This is a genomic window from Buttiauxella sp., from assembly GCF_049686335.1.
In the GTDB taxonomy this organism is placed as follows: Bacteria; Pseudomonadota; Gammaproteobacteria; order Enterobacterales; family Enterobacteriaceae; genus Buttiauxella.
Genome location: NZ_JBAVHX010000010.1, coordinates 253561 through 272238 on the forward strand (window position 1 = coordinate 253561; position 18678 = coordinate 272238).

At 51.0% G+C, this 18678-nt stretch carries 15 protein-coding genes; 6 read left to right on the top strand and 9 right to left on the bottom strand.

Annotated elements, in window-relative coordinates; genetic code table 11:
* Positions 1-8 precede the first annotated feature (8 nt).
* Entirely contained in the window at positions 9-461 is a 453-nt protein-coding gene (locus WBL83_RS09985) for a beta-galactosidase subunit beta (protein ID WP_424588990.1), read from the top strand.
* A gap of 95 nt (positions 462-556) precedes the next feature.
* Complete coding sequence (locus WBL83_RS09990) at positions 557-2044, top strand: amino acid permease (RefSeq protein ID WP_424588991.1); 1488 nt, start codon at positions 557-559, stop codon at positions 2042-2044.
* A 104-nt stretch (positions 2045-2148) separates the two neighbouring features.
* Here WBL83_RS09990 and WBL83_RS09995 read toward each other — a convergent pair whose 3' ends face one another.
* The 5 genes from WBL83_RS09995 to WBL83_RS10015 all read right to left on the bottom strand — a co-directional run bounded on the left by WBL83_RS09995 (position 2149) and on the right by WBL83_RS10015 (position 9449).
* Complete coding sequence (locus WBL83_RS09995; protein ID WP_424588992.1) at positions 2149-4326, bottom strand: TonB-dependent siderophore receptor; 2178 nt, start codon at positions 4324-4326, stop codon at positions 2149-2151.
* Positions 4327-4664: 338 nt separating this feature from the next.
* A complete protein-coding gene (locus WBL83_RS10000; protein ID WP_424588993.1) occupies positions 4665-6371 on the bottom strand; it encodes an alpha,alpha-trehalase in 1707 nt (568 codons plus the stop codon).
* A gap of 145 nt (positions 6372-6516) precedes the next feature.
* Entirely contained in the window at positions 6517-7902 is a 1386-nt protein-coding gene (locus tag WBL83_RS10005) for a serine/threonine protein kinase (RefSeq protein ID WP_424588994.1), read from the bottom strand.
* A gap of 39 nt (positions 7903-7941) precedes the next feature.
* Positions 7942-8895 (bottom strand): hypothetical protein, encoded by a 954-nt coding sequence (locus WBL83_RS10010; protein ID WP_424588995.1) that lies wholly within the window; start codon positions 8893-8895, stop codon positions 7942-7944.
* 59 nt (positions 8896-8954) lie between these two features.
* Positions 8955-9449, bottom strand: coding sequence for an SH3 domain-containing protein (locus WBL83_RS10015; protein ID WP_424588996.1), 495 nt, complete (start codon positions 9447-9449; stop codon positions 8955-8957).
* 244 nt (positions 9450-9693) lie between these two features.
* On the opposite strand from WBL83_RS10015, the gene WBL83_RS10020 reads away from it, so the two are divergent.
* Complete coding sequence (locus WBL83_RS10020) at positions 9694-10053, top strand: iron dicitrate ABC transporter ATP-binding protein (RefSeq protein ID WP_424588997.1); 360 nt, start codon at positions 9694-9696, stop codon at positions 10051-10053.
* Between the two features lie 11 nt (positions 10054-10064).
* Here WBL83_RS10020 and zinT read toward each other — a convergent pair whose 3' ends face one another.
* Together zinT and WBL83_RS10030 are read right to left on the bottom strand one after the other, a co-directional pair.
* The gene (gene zinT, locus WBL83_RS10025; RefSeq protein ID WP_424588998.1) at positions 10065-10712 is read right to left on the bottom strand and encodes a metal-binding protein ZinT; all 648 of its coding nucleotides are present in this window, start codon (positions 10710-10712) and stop codon (positions 10065-10067) included.
* Positions 10713-10815: 103 nt separating this feature from the next.
* The gene (locus WBL83_RS10030; protein WP_424588999.1) at positions 10816-12288 is read right to left on the bottom strand and encodes a PLP-dependent aminotransferase family protein; all 1473 of its coding nucleotides are present in this window, start codon (positions 12286-12288) and stop codon (positions 10816-10818) included.
* A 110-nt stretch (positions 12289-12398) separates the two neighbouring features.
* Here WBL83_RS10030 and puuE point away from each other — a divergent pair, with 110 nt between their 5' ends.
* From puuE to WBL83_RS10045, 3 genes are all read left to right on the top strand, one after another.
* Positions 12399-13664, top strand: coding sequence for a 4-aminobutyrate transaminase (puuE, locus tag WBL83_RS10035; protein WP_424589000.1), 1266 nt, complete (start codon positions 12399-12401; stop codon positions 13662-13664).
* Between the two features lie 11 nt (positions 13665-13675).
* On the top strand, positions 13676-15124 hold the full coding sequence (locus tag WBL83_RS10040; protein WP_424589366.1) for an NAD-dependent succinate-semialdehyde dehydrogenase: 1449 nt from the start codon (positions 13676-13678) through the stop codon (positions 15122-15124).
* Positions 15125-15403: 279 nt separating this feature from the next.
* Positions 15404-16882, top strand: a complete 1479-nt coding sequence (locus tag WBL83_RS10045; protein ID WP_424589001.1) for an APC family permease — start codon at positions 15404-15406, stop codon at positions 16880-16882.
* Positions 16883-17024: 142 nt separating this feature from the next.
* On the opposite strand, the gene WBL83_RS10050 is transcribed toward WBL83_RS10045, so the two are convergent.
* Together WBL83_RS10050 and WBL83_RS10055 are read right to left on the bottom strand one after the other, a co-directional pair.
* Complete coding sequence (locus WBL83_RS10050) at positions 17025-17720, bottom strand: cache domain-containing protein (RefSeq protein WP_424589002.1); 696 nt, start codon at positions 17718-17720, stop codon at positions 17025-17027.
* 37 nt (positions 17721-17757) lie between these two features.
* Positions 17758-18492 carry a FadR/GntR family transcriptional regulator gene (locus WBL83_RS10055; RefSeq protein WP_424589003.1) on the bottom strand — a complete coding sequence of 245 codons (735 nt, stop codon included), beginning with the start codon at positions 18490-18492 and terminating at the stop codon, positions 17758-17760.
* Positions 18493-18678: the final 186 nt, after the last annotated feature.

An 18678-nucleotide genomic window follows, 5' to 3' on the forward strand; every position in this document is an offset into this window, starting at 1 on the left:
TACCGGTCATGATTATTTTAAACACCTTAGAAGATTTTAAGCGCATTTATCATGCGGGAAAGAAATGGCAACGCTGCATGGAAGCGATCAATAACCTGAATAATATCCAGCCGAATATTTTTTATTCCATTGGTGATTCGCTGGTATATCGCCTTGCAGAAGGCGAAGCCGAAAGGACGGAATTATTCGAAGGACATCGTCGTTATTTCGATGTGCATTATTACCTTGCCGGTGAAGAGCAGGTTGACGTTGCCGCTAAAAATACCTTAACCCCAGAAATGGCTTATCGCGATGAAAGCGACCGGGAATTTTTCAGCGGGCAGGGCGTTAAACATCAGCTTAAGCCGGGAAACGTCATCATCTGCGAAAACCACGAAGCACACCGGTTCTCGCACCCGAAAGACGTCAGGAAAGTGATTCTAAAAGTGACAATCGAAGAAACGTATTTCCTTAATAAATAAAGTGTTGTACGCCTGCCCGGTGTCGGATGGCGCTTGCGCTTATCCGACCTGGAAAAACATAGATAAAAAAATACCCTACACAATGTGGAGTTTGTATGGCTTCAACTAGTAGAAATACCATTGGCAAGTTTGGATTACTGGCAATGACATTTGCGGCAGTTTTTAGCTTCAATAACGTCATTAATAATAACGTTCAGCTTGGCATCGCATCGGCACCGGTTTTCCTGGTGGCTACGCTTATTTACTTTATCCCGTTCTGTTTAATCATTGCGGAATTCGTTTCGCTTAACCGTAATTCAGAAGCCGGGGTATATGCCTGGGTAAAAAGCGCATTAGGGGGGCGTTGGGCATTTATCACCGCCTACACCTATTGGTTTGTGAATCTGTTTTTCTTCACCTCGTTATTGCCGAGGGTTATTGCCTACGCGTCGTACGCCTTCCTCGGTTATGACTATATTTTCACGCCATTAACCACGGCCATTATCAGTATTGTACTGTTCGCGTTCTCGACCTGGATTTCCAACCACGGCGCGAAACTGCTCGGGCCGATGACGTCAGTGACCTCGACGCTGATGTTATTACTCACTTTCTCCTACATCATTCTGGCGGGTGCCGCGGTTGTGGGCGGTGTTGAACCGGCAGACCCGATTAACGTGCAGGCGATTACTCCGCAATTCAGTTGGGCGTTCCTCGGCATTATTGCCTGGATTTTCCAGGCGGCGGGTGGCGCTGAGTCGGTTGCGGTGTACGTCAACGATGTCAAAGGCGGCAGCAAAGCGTTTGTAAAAGTCATCATTCTGTCGGGACTGTTTATCGGCGTGCTGTATACCGTTTCATCACTGCTGATCAACGTCTTTGTTCACCAGGCTGATTTGCACTACACCGGCGGTACAGTTCAGGTCTTTGGCGGGCTGGCGGAACACTTTGGTTTACCAACGGTGCTAATGAATCGCTTTGTCGGCATTGTCTCTTTCACTGCGATGTTTGGCTCTTTGCTGATGTGGACTGCGGCACCGGTCAAAATCTTCTTTACCGAGATCCCGAAAGGTATCTTTGGTGAGAAAACCGTGCGCCTTAACCAGCACGGGGTACCAACTCGTGCGGCATGGATCCAGTTCCTGATAGTGATCCCATTGATGCTTATCCCAACCATTGGTTCGGGTAACGTGCAGGAGTTGATGAACACCCTGATTAACATGACAGCCGCAGCGTCGATGTTACCACCGCTGTTTATCATGTTGGCTTACCTGAACCTGCGCCTGAAATACGACGCAGTAACCCGCGATTTCCGGATGGGATCACGGATGCAGGGCATCGCCATTGTCAGCGTGCTGATTGTGATTTTCACCATCGGGTTTATTGCTTCTACCTTCCCGACCGGAGCCAGCATTATGACCATCGTGTTTTATAACGTTGGCGGGCTGGTTATCTTCCTCGGCTATGCGTGGTGGAAATACAATAAGTACGAGAAAACGCTGGATGCGAAAGAGCGTTATGAAGCGGATACGCCACTGGCGCAAATCGTTCTGGAACAACAGCAGGGTGGCGAAAAGACCGTTGAGGTGAGACAAGTGACTTTGTAGGTCAAATGAATGGCGGATGACGCTTGCGCTTATCCGCTCTACAACAGCTTAAAGGTTGGGTATGTCGGATAAGCGCAAGCGCCATCCGACACCCCACTTACAGATTAAAAATCATATCCTACGGTGGCAATCACAGAACGCTCCGCGCCCCAGTAGCAATAACCCGTGCCATAACAACCCGCAACGTAATCACGGCCCGTCAGGTTAGTGGCGTTAACTTGCACGAAAGCCCCTTTCAGCGAAGGAGTCCACGCGCCCATATCCGCACGCACCATCGCATCAAGCAGCGTGACAGACGGCACGCGCAGGGTGTTTTCATTATCCGCCCATTGCTTGCCGATATAACGGATACCCGAACCCAGGCTAATACCGAAGTCGGCCTTGAACATTCCCCACAGGCTTGCCATCTGGTCAGGCGTGACGTATGGCGTGTTGCCATCGTTACCGTCGATAGCATCTTTAAAGCGTACTTTGTTGTAAGTGTACCCAGCAATAGTTGAGAAACGGGAGTTCCACTGAGAACGCGCTTCCAGCTCAACACCCTGAGAATGCACTTTACCGGCAGGCTCATAGTAACTGCCTTGCACCACGCGGTTGCCCACATCTTTCTGCGTCAGGTCATACAGCGCAACGGTGTACATATCCGCGGTACCGACCGGCTGGTATTTCATCCCGGCTTCATACTGTTCTGCGGTAGTCGGTTTCAGCAATTTGCCTTCGGCATCCGGCAGAACCTGCGGCGTAATCGCCTGGCTGTAGCTGATGTACGGAGAAATACCGTTGGTGAATGCGTACAACACAGATGCACGGCCACTGAAGTGGTCATCGGTGCGGTTATCGGTGACTTCGCTATCCACAGCGTCGGCTACGATATGGCTCTTGGTGACGATATGGTCGTAACGGCCAGACAGTGTCATATGCCATTGATCCCACTGCATATCATCTTGCAGATAAACACCCGATTGTTCGTACTGGCGTTTACCGGCTTTGGTCAGCAGACCCTGGTTGATAGTGGCGTAGGTCGGATCACGCGGATCGTAATAATAGAAACCGCCAGGGCCGCCAGACTCACCCGTCCACGGGTTGAGGTTAGTGGTGTACGCCGAGTCGTCGGACAAATTGTTGGTGAATTTGTGGAATTCACCACCGAGCACCACTTTGTGGTCCAGATCGCCGGTCGCAAAATCCGCTTCCAGTTGGTTATCGATGGCGTAAGCGTCGAGAGATGAGGTTTCACCGCTGTAATAACGCATCAGTTCGTCGTGCGCCACATCCGCCCAACCAATCTGATAAGCCTGTTTCAGGCTCACGTTCGAGTGGGTATAGCTGGCGTTCGAGCGGAACGCCCAGACGTCGTTAAAGCTGTGGGCAAATTCGTAGCTGTAAATTTGCTCGTGGCGTTTGAATTCGTCATTGCCAGGCTCTACGTCCGAGAAACCGGTGCTGATTTTGCGCCCGGTAGAAGAGTAGATACTGCCATCAGCCGGAACAGAGCCGTGGAATCCGCCTGACGGATCTTTCTCCAGATAAGCACGCAGCACCAACGAGGTATTATCACCCGGCTGCCACAGCAGGGACGGGGAGATTGCATAACGTTCGTCGCGGGTTTTCTCGTACTGAGTGTCGCTGTTTTTGGTTAAACCAGTAATGCGATACGCCCACTCGTCGTTAATCGCATCGGTGTAATCAAATGCGGTGCCGTTGGTATTGTCTGTCCCGTACATCGCACGGACATGGCCTTCTTTAACAAACTGTGGGCGCTTGGAGGTTTCCATCACCAGGCCGCCAGGAATGGTCTGGCCGTAAAGTGCTGAAGAGGGTCCTTTGATGACGTCTATGCGCTCAAGGAACCAGGGATCAACCTGAATCACGTTGTAGCTGCCGCCGTCGCTCATCAGGCGCAGGCCATCGAGGAAGGTGTTATTGACGTCACCGCCGTGGAAGCCGCGCAGGGCCACGGTGTCATAACGTGTTGCGCCACCCGCAAAGCCAGTAAACACACCCGGTGTGTAGTTCAGCGCGCTGTTGACGGTCAATGCGCCCTGGTCTTCGATTTGCTGGCGGGTCACGACGGAAATCGACTGGCCAGTGGTGATCAGTGGCTCATCGGTTTTAGTCGCTCCACGGCTGACCGTTGCGCTGTAACCTTCAGTTTGGCTGGTGGACGATTGAGAGGGTTTGGCGGTGACGACAACGGTGTCTTCTGCCAGTGCATAAGCCGGTGCCGCGAGTGCAAGCGCGCAGAGTAAAGCCGAACGCTTTACTGTAAATGCCAGTTTCATTGAGTTTTCCCGAGGAGTTCTTATTTTAATCACCTGGACTGCCGATCTTTGTCAGCAACGTAAATGTCAATACAGGTGATACCACTGCGTTATTAGAATGCGAATTATTATCGTTATTATTTGATGATTCAAGTGCAAATTTTGGCAGGGGTACGCTGAAAGCCCATGAAAAGGCTATTGTTTTTAACTCAGGGAAGGGGATTTCTTCAGATAAAGCGTTATGGGCAACGACAAATTTGATGTGTAACTATTTGAGACTGTTGGGGATTTTATTTCAAAGTGTAACGAATAAAAACGTACCCAACCTCTCCCAATTCAGGAGAGGAGGGCAACAGGATTTACTGAGATGCAGTTTTAGTGGAGGTATCTTTAACCGGCCCTGGAGTGGCAGAAGGCAATTTATCCGGAGCGGAATCACACGGTTTCTCTTTAGCACACAGCATATCGAGCATTTTCAATGTGACGCCGTTCGTCCAGCCGAACCCATCCTGTAGCGGATATTCCCCGCCGCCACCGCCAGTACCGGTGGTGGAAACGTCATATTTCTCCACCAGTTTTTGCTCGCGGTTATAGGTTTGCTGCACGTTGGTCAGGAAGCGCCAGGATACTTCCATCGCCAGATCCTTATGCCCGTAATTTTGCAGGCCTTCGGTTGCTACCCACTGTAGCGGTGCCCAGCCATTCGGGGCATCCCACTGCTGGCCCGTTTTCAGGTTGGTGGTGGCAAGCCCTCCCGCTTTCAGCAATTGAGAGCGCGTGATGGTCGCCATTTTCTCCGCACGATCGTTGGACGCGGCATGCACATAAAGTGGGAACAGTGCCGCAGCAGTCAGCTGCGAACGCGCGGCATGAGTTTTCAGATCGTAATCCGCATAGAAGCCCTGCTTATCGTTCCACAGGTATTTTTCCATGGCTTTTTGACGGGCATCCGCCAGGTGCTGATATTGCGTGGCCGCAGCGCTGTCTTTTGCCACAGTGCTGGCGTGTGCCAGGGTTTTTTCCATCTGGAACAGCAGGGCGTTTAAATCGACGGGCACGATAGAGGTGGTACGAATCGAGCCCAGTTGCTCGGGGTTATCCATCCAGCGCGAACTAAAGTCCCAGCCCGATGCCGCTGCCGCTCGTAGGTCGCGGTAAATTTCAGTCGCCGGGCGATTAGGATTGTTCTTCGCGGTGGTCACGTCATCCAGATACGATTCGGTGCGTGGCGTGTCACGGTCATCCCAGTACCGGTTTAACACCGAGCCATCTTTGAGTTTCACTACCCGCTCAGTTTCAGCACCCGCTTCCAGCGCCTCGCTGCCTTGCATCCACCAGGCATACTCTTGTTTTAGCTGCGGTAAATAGGTGGTGTAGGTTTCGTCGCCCTTGTGGCTGGCCAGCAGTTCGACCATAAAGGCAAAGAACGGTGGCTGAGAACGGCTCAAATAATAGCTGCGGTTGCCGTTAGGAATATGCCCCCAGGCGTCGATTTCATGGGCAAAGTTATCGACCATGTCCTGTACTTTGTCCCAGTGCCCGCTTTCCGCAAGCCCCAGCATGGTGAAGTAGCTATCCCAGTAATAGACTTCCCGGAAGCGCCCACCCGGCACCACATACGGTTTCGGCAGCGGTAACAGCGAGTCCCATTTATTGACGCTCTCCGTGGTGCGCGTCAGCACCGGCCATAAACTGTCGATGTGTTCGCGTAACGTCTGTCCTTCAGGCGGGACATACTTTTCACCCTCTTTTGGCAGGGTAAAATTAACGTTAACGAAATGACGTAAATCGAAGCCTGACTGATTACGCTGCATGCGGTAATCCGCAAGGATCATCAGCGGATCGTTCTTCGGAACGGCATCAGCAAATGTCTTCTGATCGGGGAAGAGTTTCGCTGTTTGTACATCGGTAAACAGCGGTCCAAGCAGGACATCAGGCGGCTGGGGGAGCGGTTGTTGACCGTCAGCGGCCGAAGAGGGCAAAGTGAAAGTGACGAAAGTACAACCGATAGCTATTTTAATCGCAAATAATAACGTGCGAGGACGGCGCAAAGCAGGATTTATCATTAATCATTCTCCTTTTCAGGCTACAGCAGCGAAAGTTTTCCGCGATCAACCCTATGAAAACCTTAGCCGAATTTCCGGCCGGTGAAAGGGGAGATGTCTCATAATCGGATATTGCAGATAATTTACCGCCCTGCGAACCGCCATTTTATCCTTGCGGGTTAACCAACCATGTCCCTTCTTTTTCGACCGATAACGTTACGCTGCGCGACTGATTTTTTCCGCGCAAGGTGATGTCGTATTTGCCCGCAGGCAATTGCAGGAAACCATAGCCATTGGCGCCTGGCGTGACTTTTTCGGTCTTGCCGTTGATATCCAGTTGTTCGCCGTCGTTCATGCGCACATAAATGCGCGCCATCGTTCCTTCAACGACCGGCACCGCGGCTTTCGTCCCGACAGCCTGGTCTTTTTCCAGCGTGGATTTTTCGACTTTGGCGGTTTGTGGAGCAGAAACAGAAGGGGAACGACCGCTAAATATCAGACCGCCTATCGCCACGCCAACCAGCACACTGGCAGCAATCTGCAGCGGGAGTTTGTAGCGTTTTTTGATAGGTAAAAGTGGTGAGATTTCGGCATCTTCCACCGCCACCAGCATCGTGCCAGGCTGCTTTGACGGTGCCAGGCCATTGATACCACTTAATGGGATTTCAGCCAGCGCGGCAAATTCTGCAATAGATTGCGGGCGGTCTTCGGGTTTGAGTGCCAGAGCGCTATCTACCGCTTGCAACAGGCTATGGGAATAGCCTTCCGGTCGATTTTTCGCAAGCTTCACGCAGGGGTCTTGAATGGTGCGCGTGACGCTGGCTGGCGGACAGGTGCCGGTAATCAGCGTGTACAGTACGGCGCCAAGCGCGTAAATATCCGTCCATGGGCCGAGCTGGCTTTCAAGGTCTTCCGCGTATTGTTCAAGTGGCGCAAAACCAGGGTTAAGTGGAGTTTTAATCTCATCGCCATTCTCAGATTGCCCCGGGCGAGGTGCCCCCGCATTCAGCAGCAACGGTGCGCCGTTATCCTGAATCTGAATACTTCTCAGGGACAAATCGCGATGGATAAAACCTTCATCGTGTAAGGTCGCAAGCGCCCCGCACAACATCGGCAACATGCGGCGGATCCAGGCTTCATTAATGATTTCAGGTTGATGCTGATGCAGTTCAGCCAGCGTAACGCCGTTGGAATAGCGCGTCGCCGCATAGGCAGTTTCGTTTTGCGTCCAGAAGCTTAAAACTTGCAGCAAATTCGGATGGTTGAATTGCGCAAGCTGGCGGGCGGACTGCACAAAACGATTCATGCCCACATTAAATGCCTGGCTGTCTTGTTTGCTACGTAACACCAGTTGCATGTTATCGCTGCGCACGGTCAGCGCGCGCGGCATAAATTCACGGATAGTGACCGGACGTTCCAGCTGGTGGTCCCAGGCTTTATAGACCACGTTGGTATGGGTCGATTCAGTCACTTGCTGAATTTCAAACTCGTCGAAGCGGAAACCAGGCGGCAGAGCGTCAGGAATCTCAGTGTTGTAATCTTTATCAGTCATGATGGCCTTACTCTGCTCGAAATCGACGAAACTTCAGGGTTACTTCTGGGTGCGCCATGCACCAACCGCCGGGTCACGCAATTGCGGACGCAGGGAATCAATCAACAACAGCGTGACTGGCGTATCGGGTGCAAGCCATGCCGACCACACTTTGCGTACCACATTTAAGCGCTTCTGAATGGCGGCTTCATCCACCGTCATATCGCGTGGGACTTCAACGGCAACCATCCCCGTCGCTTTCCAGCCATTCATTTCCGGGTGATACGGCAAAATCATCCAGCTTTGCGGCGCATGTTCATTACTCACCACCATACGCTCGTTATTGAGGCTGGTAATCAGCAGGCTGTCGGAGCTTGCATCGGTGCTTAAACCACTGACCGGGAAACCATGCACAAAGGTCATCTCATTGCGGGTTTCGCCTTTGACGCCAGTCTGAATGATTTCGCTGCGACCGTTTAACCAACCCCCTTTTTCGCATTTACCATTTGGGATAAACATCGCTGAGGCATTGGCATCACCTTGCCAGAAGGTGCGCAGATGGCAGCCGTCTTGCAGGGTAAATTCCTGCCAGGGTGTGCGGTCGGCTAACGGTGAGTTGGCTTCGCGAACCGGTTGGGTGTTGGGTTCACTGGAAACCACAGGGGCAATAATCACCGCCCAGTCACTGCTTTTGCTCGCCGTACCGACCGCGAGGGTTTGACCTTGTGGATCTTCCATGCGCCAGCTGACGACTTGCACGCTGCTACATTGGTTTTCCAGCAGCGACCCAAGACGCGGCATAAAGACGTTCAGTAGCGCCGGGTTTTTATCGCCATTAGCTACGATGCGCAGGGGAAGTTCCTGCGCACACCAACTTTGCGGGGTGTTGTTTTGCACATCGTCAATCCAGACATCCAGCTTTTGCGAAGGAGACTGGACGATACGATAGTTACCAGCAGCCCACACTGAGCTTGAGGCCAGCAATAGCGTCAGACCCGAAAGCCAGAGTTTCATATAAATCCTTGTTAGGCGTACAAATTTAAACACAAAGGCATGACGTAAAACGTCGACAATTAATCAATGATCCAGGTTCCGCTGTTAGCGTTCTGACAGGCTTTGCTGCCGCCATCCACCGCAACACAGGTGGATTTTTTAGCTGCACGACGTGGACGTGGACGGTCTTTTTTCAGCGTCTGCGCATACAGTTCACTTTTTACCAGTGCCCGCGCCGGGACATAACCTAACATTTCCTGCTTATCCTGCTCGGCAACGGCCAGCCAGTTATTCTCGACCTGACCTAAAACGGTGTAGCTTTGCCCGTTCTCAAGGGTGCTGATGACTTTCCCGCCGAAGTCCGGTTTGCTCATAATGGACCCAGGATACAGCGCCCGATAACTGGCGTTAACGGGAGTGAACTCTTGAGGTGCAGTAACGGCGTAACGGTGCGTCAGCGTGACACCGTTGATCTCGCTAGTCACGATAGTATCGTCCGTCATTTTTGGCGGTGGAGCTTTACAACCTACAACAGTGGCAACAACGGCAAGGATCAACAGATTGCGCAATTTCATCGTAACGTTCCCTGAAAAAATGGTTCAAACCTGGTCGCCGAGAAGGAGTTGAAGTGGCGAAGAAGAAATCCAGGAATCTGAAGAATGATTCACAATAGCAATACATATTAACGTTAATTTTACATCGCTTGATTAACAATTCAATACGGATGTAACTGATTGACATTATTAAGTGTTAATCAGCTCAAGAACTACGCTCAGATGAATGATTCACAGGGTCAATTATTCCTCACGCTCAGGCCTTGTGACAGTCTTCGCGCTCAATCACATTTGCCCGCTCAAGCTTGCGCTCACCGGGGTGGCGCTGACGGCGTTTTACCCAGGCCTCACCGACTATGTGATGCTCTCCCGTCCGATGGAAATTAACAGTGCTTTGCTGTGGCTGAATTTATGGGGCAGGCTTGGAGCGCAAGATAAGTATGGCGTGGAAAAAGCGTTGCGTGAGATCTGCGACCCTCTGGTGTTAATGTCGCAAGGCACTATCGTTGCGCAAGGAGCGCCGGAAGCCATTATGACTCCGGCGCTGGTGGATCGGGTATTTCATATCGAGGCGCAAATTCACCCCGACCCGGTATCGGGAAAACCGATGTCCGTGGTGGCGTAGAAAGGGCGAAATCAGTGGTGCAGCATGTCGTGGACCACTTGCTCTTTGCTCAGCGAGTATTCATAAAACGTCGGCCAGTTATCCATCTCTTTGAGTAACTTTTCCTGGGAATCATTGCCCATGAAGATATGGAAGTGTTCGGATTTGCGCGGGCCGATAATATGATCGCTGAATTGAACATATTTAGGCGCTTTTGACTGGCTATCCTGGCACTCAAACAGGTAGCGTACCCCTTTTTTACCGGAGGTATAAGTCAGGATCTTAAAGCCGGAATAGGTGTACTGGCAGGCGTTGACCGTTTTACCGACGTGGAACTCCATAATGTTGTTTTCTATGCCAATCGTGTCGATATCCGTCGCGTAACCTTTCTTATAATACGCTTTATATTGCGCCACCGTTTTGCTGCCATCCTGACTGGCTTTTTTCTCCATCACCGGATCTAAGTCGCCGTTTAACAGGTAGGGGTTCACCGACTGCCACATGCCATCCCAATCGCTAAGCGCGCGATCCTTCACGTCTTTATTGTCGAAAATCCCTTCGCTGGCTTTCTTTTCTGCTTCGGTTAATGGCTTGCCGTGGGAGTGGCCATGCGCAAGGACAGGGGCACTGCTCAGTAAAATGCCCACGCCCAGAAGCAAAGTGGGAATGCGTTTAGTCATGAATCTCTCCAGTGGTAGGTTTGAAATTGATTTGGATGTTATAACATAACAATATCTAACTTCAACCATTGTGCAGAGAAACCGGTTGGCGAATGCATTTGCGTCAGAGGTTTTGCTTAATGATCCTCGCCAGACGCACAAAAGAGGGGATCATGTCGCTGTCCTGAATACTGGCGAATCCGACTAATAACCCTTTGAGCTTTTGCTGATTAAAGTAATAACGCGACAACGGCCTGACCAGGATGTTTTCGGCATTGGCGAGCCTGGCAATGTGAATATCATCCGCAAGATCCGGAAGCTGAATAATCAGATGTAGCCCGGCGTTGCTATTGAAATAACCGAGATACTCTTCGCCTAAATGCTGCTTAATTAACTCGACCAGTAATGTCCGGCGCTTGCTATATAACTGGCGCATTTTGCGGATGTGTGCGGCGTAATAACCTTCGCGGATAAACTCGGCTAATGCGGCCTGAATTATCTGATGCCCGCTGCGATACAGTTCGTTATGTACCTTTTTAAGCGGAGCAGCTAACGGCCTGGGCAACACGACATAACCCAGACGCAGCGCGGGGTAGAGCGTTTTACTGAACGTCCCGATGTAAATGACCGGGCTGTCATCTTCAAGCCCTTGAAGTGAAGGAATAGGCTGGCCGGAGAAACGAAATTCACTGTCGTAATCATCTTCCACAATCCAGCTGTTATATTCCCGTGCCAGTGAAAGCATTAACTGGCGACGCGGAAGACTCATCACCGAACCGAGCGGATATTGATGGGAAGGGGTGACGAATATTAACTTTGGCGGCACGTCGGGAGACGGAACGGGAACCAGACCCTGATCGTCGACTCCGCACGCCGTCATATTCACGGCATTCATGCGCAGGATATTCTTAATTCCCCAGTAACCCGGTTCTTCTATCCACGCGTGGTCGCCTGGGTTACATAACGTACGGGTGACTAAATCCAGCGCCTGATGAATGCCTTCGGTAATTAAAATCTGGTCGGTTGAACACTTTACCCCACGCGCAGTGCGCAAATAATCAGACAGTGCAGATTTCAACACCTCAAGCCCGCCGTCAGCGTCATACGTCAGATGTTCGGGTTCGGGACGTCTGGCAATGCGGTCATAGATTTTCTTAAAGGTACGGTGCGGGAAGCTGTTGACGTCAGGCACGCCCGGGATAAAGTCGCCCCATTGCGCCGGGCTGGCGCTGGCGTTTTCCAGCAACTCAAGACAGCGACCAGACAGATTAGGAGGCGCATCGGGCAGTGAGGTGATTGCCGTCCTGGCGACCTGAGTATTGAGATTATCCAGCACGCTTTCGGTAACAAATGTCCCGCTACTGGTTCGCGTCGAGATATAACCCTCGGCCTGCAACTGTTCATACACCCGCAGCACGGTATTGCGTGATAACGCCAGCTCATTCGCCAGGTCCCGGGTCGGCGGCATACGCGCGGCTGGGCGTAAACTTCCCTCAAGAATACAGCCGCATACCGCGAGATAGAGTTTCTTATGAAGTTTCTCGCCAGGCGTCTGAATAAATGCCTGCTTGATCACATCTACGGCAAGTGAACGCATTTGGATCCTGTTATTAAAACGATTTGGCTCTCGATTAAGGTACCAGATACTGTCTAAATGAATCCGTGAATACAACCTGTCTATTTGATAAATGTGTGAGGGATAAAAAAATGAGTAATAACGAACTCCATCAACGTCGTCTGGCTGCTACTCCCCGTGGTGTCGGTGTGATGTGTAATTTCTTTGCACAAACGGCGCAGAACAGCACTATCACCGATGTTGAAGGCAAGGAATATATTGATTTTGCCGCCGGGATTGCCGTGTTAAATACCGGCCATCGCCACTCACGTCTGGTCAAGGCGGTTGAGCTGCAACTTCAGGCATTTACTCACACCGCGTATCAGATTGTCCCTTACGAAAGTTACGTTGCCCTGGCGGAAAAAATTAACGCCTCCGCGCCAGTTGTTGGAGAGAAGAAAACAGCGTTTTTTACCACTGGCGCTGAAGCGGTAGAAAACGCGGTGAAAATTGCCCGCGCTCATACTGGTCGTCCTGGCGTGATTGCCTTTAGCGGTGGCTTCCATGGCCGCACCTATATGACGATGGCGTTAACCGGCAAAGTGGCTCCTTACAAAATCGGCTTTGGCCCATTCCCGGGCTCAGTATTCCACGCGCCATATCCGTCAGAACTCAACGGGATCACTACCGAAGAGGCGGTGAAATCCATCGAACGCCTGTTCAAGTCCGATATCGAAGCCAGCCAGGTGGCGGCGATTATCTTCGAACCGGTTCAGGGCGAGGGCGGTTTTAATGTTGCGCCTCCGGCGTTTGTCGCGGCGATTCGCCAGATTTGCGATACCCATGGCATCGTGATGATTGCCGACGAAGTGCAAAGTGGTTTTGCCCGTACCGGCAAAATGTTCGCCATGAATCATTACACCCATCAACCTGATCTGATGACCATGGCGAAAAGCCTGGCGGGCGGCATGCCGTTATCCGGCGTAGTGGGTAAAGCAGACATTATGGATGCGCCAGCACCGGGCGGACTGGGCGGAACGTACGCCGGTAACCCGCTTTCTGTGGCCGCCGCGCTGGCGGTTCTGGACATCATCGAAGACGAAAAACTGTGCCAACGCGCGGCAGCGTTAGGTGAGCGACTGACTTCAGCGCTGCGTGATATTAAACAAAGTTGTCCAGCGTTAGCGGAAGTGCGTGGACTGGGCTCGATGATTGCGGCTGAGTTTTACGACACCACCACCGGCGAGCCTTCTGCCGCCGTCGCCCAACAGGTTCAAAAACGTGCGCTGGAACAAGGCTTGCTGCTACTCACATGCGGTCAAAACGGGAACGTCATCCGCTTCCTCTACCCGCTGACTATCCCGGATGCGCAGTTCGACAAAGCCCTGGATATCATTAAATCTGCAACGCAAATGTGAGGCCCGAGATGATCAATTTAAACAATACTGGCCTGCTGCTCGACAGTTGTCCGGTGGATGGTGAATGGAGCTATGCGCTGTCGGGCAAGACTATGGCGGTGGTCAATGCCGCCTCCGGGGAGAAAATAGCCGACGTGCCTTTGATGGGGCAGGCGGAAACCCTGCGGGCGATTGCCGCGGCTGACATTGCGCAGAAAGAGTGGAAGAAGCAGGCCGCGGCGACGCGGGCGAAAATCCTCCATCGCTGGGTGAGTCTTATCCATGAAAATAGCGAAGACCTGGCACGGCTGATTACCCTTGAAGGCGGGAAGCCGCTGGCTGAGGCGCGTGGGGAAGTGAACTATGCCGCCTCGTTTATTACCTGGTTTGCGGAAGAAGCGAAAAGAGTCGATGGGGTGTTGTTGCAACCGACTGACCCCGATCAACGTTTTATCGTGTCTAAACAACCCATTGGTGTTTGTGCCGCTATCACGCCGTGGAATTTCCCGGCGGCCATGATCACCCGTAAAGTGGCACCGGCATTAGCCGCAGGCTGTGCGATTATCGTTAAACCGGCGGAACAAACGCCGCTCACCGCACTGGCGCTAGCCAAACTGGCCGAGATGGCAGGCCTGCCGAAAGCGCTGTTGCAGGTGATTACGGGTGATGCGAAACAAATTGGTGACGAACTGTGTGGCAATGCCACGGTGCGCAAACTGAGCTTCACCGGCTCAACCCAGACCGGACGTTTATTAATGGCACAGTGCGCGCCGACGATTAAAAAGCTGTCGCTGGAACTGGGCGGAAATGCGCCGGTTATCGTCTTCGATGATGCCGATCTGGAGCTGGCGGTAAAAGGGATTATGGCGTCGAAATTCCGTAATAGCGGGCAGACTTGCGTGTGCGCAAACCGCATTTACGTGCAGAGCGGCATTTATCAAAAGCTGTGCGATGCACTGGTGAAAGCCGTCGATGGCCTTAAAGTTGGCAACGGTATGGAGGACGGCGTGACCCAGGGGCCGCTGATTAATGCCAAAGCGATTGAAAAAGTTGAACAGCATTTGAACGACGCGTTGCAAAAGGGCGCCAGGCTGTTAACCGGCGGCCACAAACACGCACTTGGCGGCAACTTCTTCGCCCCAACCGTGGTGGCCAATGTCACGCAAGAGATGCGATTTGCCCGCGAAGAAACCTTCGGACCTGTGGCACCGCTGTTTAAATTCGAGCGCGATGAAGAAGTGGTGAATTACGCCAACGATACCGAGTTTGGCCTCGCCGCGTATATTTTCACCCAGGATGCTAAACGCCAGTGGCAAATTCCTGAGGCGCTGGAATATGGCATGGTTGGGGTCAACACCGGGCTGATTTCCAATGAAGTCGCGCCATTCGGCGGCATCAAGCAATCGGGGCTTGGCCGTGAAGGTTCGCGCTTTGGGATTGAGGAGTATCTGGAGATGAAGTACGTCTGCGTGAAACTCTGACTTTGTAAAATGGTGGATGACGCTGCGCTTATCCACCCTACATTCTGACTTTGTAAAATGGTGGATGACGCTGCGCTTATCCACCCTACATTCATCCAGCCACTGCCGTTATTGCCTTTCGTAGGTCGGATAAGCGCAGCGTCATCCGACAAAACCCCTCCTGTTAAAACTCCATACACAATCTTAACAATTATGTGACATTGCGCGTATACATATAACATATTATGTTTTATAAAATATGAACACTGCCTGCCCTTATGCCACATAAAGAGAAAAGATATGGAACAGACGACAGACAAACAACATGACCAACATCAGCCAGTTAACGGCGAGCAGTTCAATCGCTCGATAGGGTTGATGTCTAATTTCGCATTGGGATTTACTTATCTTTCGCCTCTGACGGCGGTCTATTCGCTGTTTGCGCTGGCCGTCACTCTCGCAGGGCCTCCCGCCATTTGGTGGATCCTGATTGTGGCGTGTGGGCAATTACTGGTGGCGTTAGTCTTCGGTGAAGTGGCATCGCAATATCCGATTACTGGCGGTTTATATCCATGGGCGAGAAGACTGTGGGGCAAAAAATATGCATGGATTGCGGCCTGGATTTATCTTTGGGCGTTAGTCGTCACCATTACTTCTATTGCTGAATATACTTCAACTTTTGTCGCCTCTTTATTCCACTACGCCACCAGTGCCGGCAACATGATGGTGACGTCTGTCATCCTGCTGTTGATCATGATGGTAGTGAACATGTCAGGGACTAAAAACCTGGCACGTGTGGCGCGTATTGGTTTCTGGTGCGAAATCGTAAGCGTTATCGCGCTGGGTATTTATCTGTTGATATTCCATCGCTCACAACCTTTCTCTGTGGTATTCGATTCGATGGGTGTGCTGGCTAAAGACGGCAATTACACCACTGCCTTTATGTCTGCATCATTGATGGGTCTGTTTATGTTCTTCGGTTTTGAAGCCTGCGGTAATGTGGCGGAAGAAGTGAAAAATCCCGGTAAGAAAATTCCCGTCGCGATGATTTTAAGTATTGTGTTTGGTGCCATCTCAGCCGTTATTTCGATTATGGGTTATCTGTTATCGTCCCCGGATTTAGTCAATATTGTAAACGGCAAAATCTCCGACCCAATTCCCGCCATTCTTAACGAAGCGTTGGGGCCAACGGGTGCCACGGTGTTTATTGTGGTGGCAGTTATCGCGATGCTGTCGTGTATTCTTTCGCTGCAAGCTGCATTAAGCCGCCTGATCTTCTCATTCTCACGCGATAACATGCTGCCTGGTAGCGAGTGGATGTCGAAGATTTCCAGACACAGCGTGCCGGATAACGCCATGATGGTGAGTTGTTTATTACCGGTGATTATTTGCGTGTGGGTCTATTTCCAGCCTGATAGTCTGGCGCGTATTACGGCATTTGCGGTTATCGGTATCTATATTTCTTTCCAGATGGTGGTACTGGCGGCATTGCGCCAACGCTTTAAAGGGTGGAAGCCTGCAGGGGAATGGACAGTCGGTTCATGGGGACTTATCGTCAATATTCTGGCGTTAGCTTATGGTTTGTGCGGTATTTGGTTGCTGGCTCAACCGGCTGACAGTGCGAACTTTATGGACCGCTGGACGGTACTGGTCGGGCTGGCTATTGTTATCGGTTCAGGTTTGATTTATATGCTGGTAAGCAAACCGTTTGGCCGCTCGAGTGCACCGGAAAATGATGCGATTGAGTATGCCCGCAAACTGAATGCTGAACAGAATTAATAGCGTTGATGTAAACGGTGGATGGCGCTTAGCGCTTATCCACCCTACAACTGCAACGATAACGGCACTTACGACAACATGACTTGTAAGTCGGATAAGCAAAGCGCTATCCGACTTTTTTTATCCATCCAACCCGCCAAAACTATATCGACTGATAAAAATTAAAGTAATCATTCTGATAAAAAACCGCGACCAAATCGGTATTCAACAAATCACCAACGCGAAATTTAGGATGTGTTGAGAAAACAATTCTTCGCTCTTTATTGGTCAGGATAACTTTGTCATTCGCAGCGAAAGGTAATAATTCATCCTCGACACGACTCACCAGTAAATCAATGGCAGCAACCCCCAGGAACCGATCCTGAAAATGCACCGGAACGGCAGAGGTGAGGGTATATGAAGTATTACAAATATAGTCGACGTAGGGGCCATGCAAAAAGGCATTATCCACTGAGGGTGCCTGTTTAAACCATTCAAAGGTTCTGAAATCCAGCCGCTGTTGCGTCGCCTGGTCTAAATCAAGATTAACCTGTTTAACGCCATCAGCTTTTTTATACCACCACTCCAGTAGCCAGAATTCCTTATTGCTCCAGCTGCTTTCAATATGGCTGGCAAAACCGGCACCAGAACAGTAAACATGACTATTCAGAGTCTGCTTAATATGGCCCTGAATAATATTTCTGACTGACGGTTCAAGAAGATGCTCCAGATTAACGTCCTTAATCTCAGCCAGAGACGTTTCAATGGCTCGGGCAAGTAAACCGGTGGACTCAATGGTGGAGTTAATGATGCTATCAATTTTGTCGCTAAGCTTACGGAGTGATGTTGTTTGTAGCATAGGTATGCCTATTTTTATTTATATGCATTCCAGATAGTTACGGAGTGCTGTTTGCATTGTGCTTCAATTTATTTTCTATCAGATAGAAAGTAAACGTATCGATTAAATTCCTGGCAATGCTCACTGACTCACCTTCATTGTGTGATGCCAGTGTGTCAATTAACGAGGTATACAGCTCGACAATCTCGCGATGAATATCGTCGGAACGGAACAGAATTGCCACCAGTGACGACCATTCAGACTGCAAAATCAGCTCCTGGTTTGCCAGGCGGGCTGACTGAGAACATGCGGCAATGGCTAACAAACAACGCATGTCTGCCTGAGTGCGAGACTCGGGGGTGTCAGAGGTGTTGAGCACCTCTACAAAATCGCGCAGGCGAGTCATATCCGCATGAGTCATTCGGCGGGACGCAAGCCTTGCGCTGTGGCTGATAATCGCACAATGCATCTCACCCAAATCAGACAGGTAATCAGTACTCAACATCTTAAATGGATTAAGAATATTGCTGAATTCCCAGGTTTGCTCGCAGACAAAACTCCCGCCCTTACGCCCACGAACCGTATGGATCAGGTTGTTGGCGCGCAGCGTATTTAACGCTTCCCGAATCGTGATGTGCGAAACACCCATCATTTTTGCAAGGTCGGCTTCATTAGGCAGCTGCTCATTTGCCTCAAGCAAGCCGGTAATAATGGCATTTGAAAGTCGTTGAACTATCTGATCGGAACGGCTGGCCTGACCGATTGGCGCGAATATCACCGCATGCGTAATCATAATATTCCCTGGTGAGATAATCCTTTAAATGAGCCATTGAACATAGCATACAACCCCTTGTTTATGAAGGAAGGCTTAAGTATCTGACCGTCATCTTTCAGGTGGCAGGCATGTGGCCGCCACTCAAAAGGCAAAGGGAAGATAGCCTTTCACAACACTTAATTCTCCTGAGCCGATTGCACAGTA

What these genes read in the sequence shown, in the direction of transcription:
- WBL83_RS09985 (WP_424588990.1), top strand. Translation starts at nt 9, where the DNA reads ATGATTATTTTAAACACCTTAGAAGATTTTAAGCGCATTTATCATGCG.
- WBL83_RS09990 (WP_424588991.1), top strand. Translation starts at nt 557, where the DNA reads ATGGCTTCAACTAGTAGAAATACCATTGGCAAGTTTGGATTACTGGCA.
- WBL83_RS09995 (WP_424588992.1), bottom strand. Translation starts at nt 4,326, where the DNA reads ATGAAACTGGCATTTACAGTAAAGCGTTCGGCTTTACTCTGCGCGCTT.
- WBL83_RS10000 (WP_424588993.1), bottom strand. Translation starts at nt 6,371, where the DNA reads ATGATAAATCCTGCTTTGCGCCGTCCTCGCACGTTATTATTTGCGATT.
- WBL83_RS10005 (WP_424588994.1), bottom strand. Translation starts at nt 7,902, where the DNA reads ATGACTGATAAAGATTACAACACTGAGATTCCTGACGCTCTGCCGCCT.
- WBL83_RS10010 (WP_424588995.1), bottom strand. Translation starts at nt 8,895, where the DNA reads ATGAAACTCTGGCTTTCGGGTCTGACGCTATTGCTGGCCTCAAGCTCA.
- WBL83_RS10015 (WP_424588996.1), bottom strand. Translation starts at nt 9,449, where the DNA reads ATGAAATTGCGCAATCTGTTGATCCTTGCCGTTGTTGCCACTGTTGTA.
- zinT (WP_424588998.1), bottom strand. Translation starts at nt 10,712, where the DNA reads ATGACTAAACGCATTCCCACTTTGCTTCTGGGCGTGGGCATTTTACTG.
- WBL83_RS10030 (WP_424588999.1), bottom strand. Translation starts at nt 12,288, where the DNA reads ATGCGTTCACTTGCCGTAGATGTGATCAAGCAGGCATTTATTCAGACG.
- puuE (WP_424589000.1), top strand. Translation starts at nt 12,399, where the DNA reads ATGAGTAATAACGAACTCCATCAACGTCGTCTGGCTGCTACTCCCCGT.
- WBL83_RS10045 (WP_424589001.1), top strand. Translation starts at nt 15,404, where the DNA reads ATGGAACAGACGACAGACAAACAACATGACCAACATCAGCCAGTTAAC.
- WBL83_RS10050 (WP_424589002.1), bottom strand. Translation starts at nt 17,720, where the DNA reads ATGCTACAAACAACATCACTCCGTAAGCTTAGCGACAAAATTGATAGC.
- WBL83_RS10055 (WP_424589003.1), bottom strand. Translation starts at nt 18,492, where the DNA reads ATGATTACGCATGCGGTGATATTCGCGCCAATCGGTCAGGCCAGCCGT.